The organism is Actinomycetota bacterium (assembly GCA_036280995.1).
GTDB lineage: Bacteria > Actinomycetota > CALGFH01 > CALGFH01 > CALGFH01 > CALGFH01.
In genome coordinates this window covers 1-4,635 of the sequence record DASUPQ010000812.1, presented here as the reverse complement: position 1 = coordinate 4,635, position 4,635 = coordinate 1, and the positions used below count along the sequence as shown (strand labels likewise).

The window sequence follows — 4,635 nt, the reverse complement described above, 5'->3', positions numbered from 1 at the left end:
GGACGAGGTGACGACCCTCGCGCGTGGACCTCCTAGCCCGTCTGAGCTGTGACGATAAATATCCGTGCCCCTGGCAGGACTCGAACCTGCAACCTGCTGTTTAGGAGATGTCTCAGCCCAGACGCTGTGCTCGACGACGACCTGCTGGTCGGCGGAGACCGTGAAGCGAAAGTTATCCTCTGCCTGCTAGCTGGCTTTGGCCGGCAGGACAGCAATAGCGTCGATCGAGACCAGCAGCCCGTGCGGGAGCTTGACGTTAGCCGGGGCAGATCGCGCCGGCGGGGGGTCGGGCATGTGCCGGGCATAGACCTCGTTGAGTCTCGCGAAGTCATCGACGTCGGCGTAGAAGATCGTGACCTTGACCAGGTCGGCCATTGACGCCCCGGCGGCCTCGAGGGTGGCGGCGAGGTTCTGGAGCGCCTGGTCGGTCTGTGCCTCGATCCCGTCGCCCACGGCACCTGTCGCGGGGTCGATTCCCGCGGTCCCTGAGCAGAACACAAAGCCACCGGCGACGATCGCCTGGCTGTAGGGACCGAGCGCGGCCGGGGCCTGATCGCTGGAGACTGCTTGGCGGGTCATGGGGTCACCTTTCGCGATGTGTCCAGCAGCTGTCGCCCAGCCCGCGTAGAAGCCTATACAACACAAGGCAGGCATTTCCGCGTCGCGGGATGGTCGTGGTGATGAGTGACTGGTATAGTAGTCACATGACCACTCAGATGACCGCTACTGAGGTGAAGGCCAAGATCCTCTCCCTGCTCGATGCTGTCGCCGCTGGACAAGAGATCGAGATCACCAAGCACGGCCGCACCGTGGCCCGCCTGGTGCCTGCCAAGGGCCCCAACGCCCTGAAGGGCAAGCTGACCGGGGTGGCGATGAGTGCCGCCGACGACGAGGAGCTGTTCACGACCGGAGCAACCTGGGACCTGCCGTGACCACCGTCCTGCTTGACACCCACGTCGTGCAGTGGTGGTCGGCTGAGCCGGAGCGGCTCAGCGACGCCGCGACCAAGGCACTCGCTGAAGCCGATCAGCTCGCGGTGGCGGCGATCTCCTGGTTCGAGCTGGCATGGCTGGCCGCGCACGAGCGGATCATCGTGACCATTCCGGTGCGCTCCTGGCTGGAACAGCTGGCCGATGGCCTGCAGACTCTCGGGGTGACGCCCGCGGTCGCCGCGACCGCAGTGTCGCTGCCATCCTCATTCCCCGGCGACCCAGCCGACCGGTTGGTCTACGCGACCGCTGTGGAGCACGGCTGCCTCTTGGTCACCAAGGACCGCAGGCTGAGAAACCACCGCCATCCAAGACCGGTGACCGTCTGGTAGCACCCGGCGGCCTTGGTTGCCCCAGGGTTCCTTGCCCACAAGGCCTGCGTGGTGCCCCTGGCAGGACTCGAACCTGCAACCTGCTGTTTAGGAGACAGCTGCTCTGTCCCTTGAGCTACAGGGGCCGACGGGGCGCAGGATACCGGAACGGGTCCGGCCCGCACCGGGTGGTGCGGGCCGGGAGCTCGGAGCCCGTCAGGTGGGGAGGTTGAGGACGAGCAACCCCGCCAGGACTGACCGTCGACGGCGGGGCCGTTCAGGACCGTGGCGGTGCCGGAGGGGACTCCTCCGGTGAGGTCGATGGCGGACAGGGTGGCGGTGGTGGTGGCGTAGACGAGGCGGCCGGAGCACCGGCCCGGTCATGCGGAGATCACCCATCGTGCGTACCGGCCTCCCGCAGCTGCAGCCGGTCGTCACCCTTCGAGATGAGGAACCGGGGCCGGGATGGGATGCTCGGGCCATGCCGGAGCTGCCGGAGGCGGAACGGGCCCGAGAGGTCCTGGAGCGCCACGCCCTTGGACGGGTGGTGGCCGACGCCGACGACTCCGACTCCTACGTGTGCCGGCCCTGGCCGCCCGGCGCGATCCGCGAGGCGCTGGTCGGCCACAAGGTGACCGGGGTCAACCGGGTGGGCAAGCAGCTGCTGGTCGAGACCGACGGGCCGGTGCTCGGCCTGCACCTGGGCATGAGCGGCAGCGTGTGGTTCCACGACGACCCAGTGGTGCGCTTCAAGCGGTTCGCCCTCGTCTTCACCGACGGCGGCACCATGGTCCTGAATGACCCGCGGCGGCTCGGCCGGGTGACCCTCGACCCGGTCCGGGGCCGGCTGGGACCGGACGCGCTCGAGGTGTCCCTCGCCCGGTTCCGGGACCTGGTCGGGCGCAGCCGGGCTCCGGTCAAGGCCCGCCTGCTCAACCAGCAGGCGCTGGCCGGGGTGGGCAACCTCCTGGCCGACGAGGCCCTGTGGCGGGCCGGGATCGACCCGCGCCGCCGCGGCGTCGACCTCGACCCCGACGAGCTGGCCCGCCTGCGCCGGGCCGTCCGGGCCGCGATCCGCGCCGCCTTCAAGGCCGGCGGCACCGGCCGCGGCGCCTTCGCCCGGTCACGTGCCCTCGGGGTCTGCCCCCGCCACGGCTCCGAGCTGTCCACCGCCAAGGTGGGCGGCCGCACGACCCGCTGGTGCCGGCTCGACCAACGCTAGCCCTGCCGCGCCGGCGTTGGCGCGGGTTAGCATCGGGCTGGATCCCGGCTGTGGAGGGGACCGATGCCCACTGACCTCGAGCTCCTCGGACGGCTGGTGGTGGCGGCCGCGCTCGGTGGCGCCATTGGCGCCGAGCGCGAGCTGAACGACCAGGCGGCCGGGCTGCGCACGCACATGCTGCTGACCATCGGGGCCTGTCTGTTCACCCTGATCTCGGCCTACGGGTTCGGCGGGGGGATCGGGACCGACCCGAGCCGGCTGGCCGCCCAGATCGTGACCGGGATCGGGTTCCTGGGCGGGGGGGCCATCGTCCGGCACGGGCTGACGGTCAAGGGGCTGACCACGGCGGCCAGCATCTGGGCGACGGCCTCGGTCGGAGTGGCGGTGGGCGCGGGCGACTACGTGCTCGGCGTTGGCGGGGCCGCGCTGGTCGTGGGGACCCTGTTCGGGCTGCGCAGGGTGAGCGCCACGCTGCAGCGCTGGGGGGTATCGCGCGAGGAGTACGTGCTCGCCACCCGGCCCGGGCTCGACGTGCAGCGGATCGTGGAGGCCCTGCGGGGCGAGCGGGTGGACCTGCGTGGGCTGGACCGGGAAATGGGCGGGAACGAGGACCGGGTCGTGCTGGTGGTCAAGCTGCGCCCTGGCTACCGGCCCGAGCAGCTGCTCGACGTCCTGGGCCGCCTGGACGGCGTGCGCCAGGTCGAGTGGGAGCACTGAGTCAGCGCAGCCCCAGGCGCTCGGGGAGCTCGGCCGGGTCGCAGGTGAGGCCGACCAGGAACGGGCCGAAGCGGCCGTAGGAGGCGGTCACCTCGTCGAAGCGCATGTCGTAGACGACCTCCTTGATGGCGCTGAGGTCGTCGGCGAGCAGGGTGACGCCCCATTCGAAGTCGTCCAGGCCGGTCGAGCCGGTGACGAGCTGCAGGACCCGGCCGGTGTAGCGGCGCCCGACCTTGCCGTGGCCGTGCATCAGCTCGCGGCGCCGGTCGAAGGGAAGCCGGTACCAGTTGGCGTCCGGGTCGCGGGCCTTGCTCATCGGGTAGAAGGCGAGCACCGCCTTGCGGGGCAGGCGCGGGTGCAGCCGGTCCTCGCGCTGGCCGGCCAGCCGCTCCAGCGCCTTGGCCACCCGCTCCTCGGTGTCCTCGACCCCCTGGGCCTGGAGGCGGGCCCGGACGTCGTCCTCGGTCTCCATGTACTCCGAGACCTCGGTGAGGGACAGGAACGAGTACGCCGGCTCCAGCGGGCTCACCGCCCGCAGCGACCTGGCCAGCGCCTCGTGGCGGGTCAGGTCGGGCCCGAGGGCCATCACGGCCAGGTCGGCCTTGAGGCCGAGGACGGAGGCGCAGAGCACCTGGTGGTCCTCCCCGGCCGCGGCGAAGGCGTCGAGGGCGGCCACCAGCTCCTTGCCGGCCTGGGCGGGGTCGGGGGAGCGGCTGGAGTCGACGCGGAAGAACAGGTGCGTGACCCCCCAGCCGGTCGACGGGACGACGGGATCCATGTGGTCGCTGCCTCCTGGGGCGGGTGCCGGGCCGGGTCCGTTCGCCACCATCGTGCCTGCTCGCGCGGTGGTTTGCCGAGTTCGGCGCAGCTGCGACAGCGTCCTCGACGAGATAGACAAGTTTGAGACTATTGACATGACTGACCGGGTGCTGGCATGCGGCCGAGCAAGGGCGCAGGCGGCCGTCGCAGAGCGGCTCGAGCTGTCCCTGCCCGCCGGGTCAGGTACCGGCCCGGCAGAGATCCGGCCCGCCCGGCCCATCCGGCCCGGCGGGCCGGATCCTGTTGCGGAGCTAGTTCCTCGATCCGCCCGGGTGGTCGCGCAGGTAGCGCTCGACCTCGGCCACCAGCTCCTCGGGGGGGAGGTCGGCGAGGCCGGGCGACCCCTCCTCGTCCTCGTCGACGTCGCTGTCGGCCTCGAGCCGCTCGATGTAGCCGGCGAGCTCCGGGTTCTCCTCGACCAGCTCGGCCACGGCCGTGTCGAAGGCGTCGGTCTGGCCGGCCAGGGCGCTGGTGTCGACGGCCATCGGCAGCAGCCGCCGCAGCTCCCGGATCAGCGCCATGGCGCCCCAGGGGTTGGGGGCCAGGTTCAGGTAGTGGGGCAGGGCGGCCCACAGGC

7 protein-coding genes and 1 tRNA gene are annotated in these 4,635 nt (G+C 71.3%); 4 read left to right on the top strand and 4 right to left on the bottom strand.

Annotated elements, in window-relative coordinates:
* Nucleotides 1-186: 186 nt before the first annotated feature.
* On the bottom strand, nt 187-579 hold the full coding sequence (locus VF468_27170) for a Rid family detoxifying hydrolase (GenBank protein ID HEX5881969.1): 393 nt from the start codon (nt 577-579) through the stop codon (nt 187-189).
* Nucleotides 580-716: 137 nt separating this feature from the next.
* Here VF468_27170 and VF468_27165 point away from each other — a divergent pair, with 137 nt between their 5' ends.
* Nucleotides 717-932 (top strand): type II toxin-antitoxin system prevent-host-death family antitoxin, encoded by a 216-nt coding sequence (locus VF468_27165; protein HEX5881968.1) that lies wholly within the window; start codon nt 717-719, stop codon nt 930-932.
* Nucleotides 929-1,321: a PIN domain-containing protein gene (locus tag VF468_27160; GenBank protein ID HEX5881967.1), complete on the top strand. Its 393-nt coding sequence runs from the start codon at nt 929-931 to the stop codon at nt 1,319-1,321. Before VF468_27165 ends, VF468_27160 begins: the two co-directional genes overlap by 4 nt.
* Before the next feature lie 49 nt (nt 1,322-1,370).
* On the opposite strand, the gene VF468_27155 is transcribed toward VF468_27160, so the two are convergent.
* A tRNA-Arg gene (locus tag VF468_27155) sits at nt 1,371-1,446 on the bottom strand.
* A 335-nt stretch (nt 1,447-1,781) separates the two neighbouring features.
* Here VF468_27155 and VF468_27150 point away from each other — a divergent pair.
* Together VF468_27150 and VF468_27145 are read left to right on the top strand one after the other, a co-directional pair.
* Complete coding sequence (locus VF468_27150; GenBank protein HEX5881966.1) at nt 1,782-2,522, top strand: DNA-formamidopyrimidine glycosylase family protein; 741 nt, start codon at nt 1,782-1,784, stop codon at nt 2,520-2,522.
* A gap of 63 nt (nt 2,523-2,585) precedes the next feature.
* A complete protein-coding gene (locus VF468_27145) occupies nt 2,586-3,239 on the top strand; it encodes an MgtC/SapB family protein (protein ID HEX5881965.1) in 654 nt (217 codons plus the stop codon).
* 1 nt (nt 3,240) lies between these two features.
* Here the strand turns inward: VF468_27145 and VF468_27140 are convergent, their stop codons facing one another.
* Together VF468_27140 and VF468_27135 are read right to left on the bottom strand one after the other, a co-directional pair.
* The gene (locus VF468_27140) at nt 3,241-4,017 is read right to left on the bottom strand and encodes a chlorite dismutase family protein (GenBank protein HEX5881964.1); all 777 of its coding nucleotides are present in this window, start codon (nt 4,015-4,017) and stop codon (nt 3,241-3,243) included.
* Nucleotides 4,018-4,309: 292 nt separating this feature from the next.
* On the bottom strand, nt 4,310-4,635 hold a 326-nt coding region (locus VF468_27135; protein HEX5881963.1), incomplete at its 5' end, for a hypothetical protein.

Bases quoted from the DNA above. Each gene is read 5' to 3' on its own strand.
- VF468_27170 (HEX5881969.1), bottom strand. From the start codon at position 579: ATGACCCGCCAAGCAGTCTCCAGCGATCAGGCCCCGGCCGCGCTCGGT.
- VF468_27140 (HEX5881964.1), bottom strand. From the start codon at position 4,017: ATGGATCCCGTCGTCCCGTCGACCGGCTGGGGGGTCACGCACCTGTTC.
- VF468_27165 (HEX5881968.1), top strand. From the start codon at position 717: ATGACCGCTACTGAGGTGAAGGCCAAGATCCTCTCCCTGCTCGATGCT.
- VF468_27150 (HEX5881966.1), top strand. From the start codon at position 1,782: ATGCCGGAGCTGCCGGAGGCGGAACGGGCCCGAGAGGTCCTGGAGCGC.
- VF468_27145 (HEX5881965.1), top strand. From the start codon at position 2,586: ATGCCCACTGACCTCGAGCTCCTCGGACGGCTGGTGGTGGCGGCCGCG.